Here is a 717-nt window from a genome sequence, read left to right on the forward strand (position 1 = left end):
GACTGGGGTGAAGTCGTAACAAGGTAGCCCTAGGGGAACCTGGGGCTGGATCACCTCCTTACCTATACGACTAACTCAATACCTAAAGTGCAGAGATGCATGTGAGTGTTCACACAGATTACTTGATAGAAGAAAGAGAAAGATATCGAAAGGTATTTTTGAGGATTTTGATTCTTAATCAAGGCACTTGATGAGTCTCGCAAGGAGTGTGCTTTTAGCACATGACTGAGAAACGAAGAAAGTAACGCCGAGTAAGGGTTAAAAGACCAAAAAGAATGGGTCTGTAGCTCAGCTGGTTAGAGCGCACCCCTGATAAGGGTGAGGTCGGTGGTTCAAGTCCACTCTGACCCACCAAATCTTCATTTTATCTGCGTTAATTAAATACTCGTTTAGTGAACTAAACGTCGCATTGAATTAACTTGTTAAAATTCGATTTGGCTTCGCCAATCTTATGATTGGTTACTTGATATTTATCTCAACTGCATGTAAATGGGGCTATAGCTCAGCTGGGAGAGCGCCTGCCTTGCACGCAGGAGGTCTGCGGTTCGATCCCGCATAGCTCCACCATTTACACTTATCATGACGATAAGCTTATGCATAGGTTAGAGATGCCAAAGATAAACGAAATTTTATCTTTGGCTTTTTTAAGCCCGCTCTTTAACAATTTGGAAAGCTGATAGTACTAACTAAAGGCGCATGAATGACGATTCGTTGTTA

The 717-nt window shown here is 42.4% G+C and carries 2 tRNA genes and 1 rRNA gene; all 3 read left to right on the forward strand.

The features are described from left to right. Positions 1 to 61: ribosomal RNA gene (locus H5125_RS21730) — 16S ribosomal RNA — on the forward strand; the annotation flags it as partial. A gap of 216 nt (positions 62 to 277) precedes the next feature. Then, positions 278 to 354: transfer RNA gene (locus H5125_RS21735), tRNA-Ile, on the forward strand. A gap of 137 nt (positions 355 to 491) precedes the next feature. Continuing rightward, positions 492 to 567 (forward strand) — tRNA-Ala (locus H5125_RS21740). Positions 568 to 717: the final 150 nt, after the last annotated feature.

Source organism: Shewanella sp. SR44-4, assembly GCF_014163715.1.
In the GTDB taxonomy this organism is placed as follows: domain Bacteria; phylum Pseudomonadota; class Gammaproteobacteria; order Enterobacterales; family Shewanellaceae; genus Shewanella.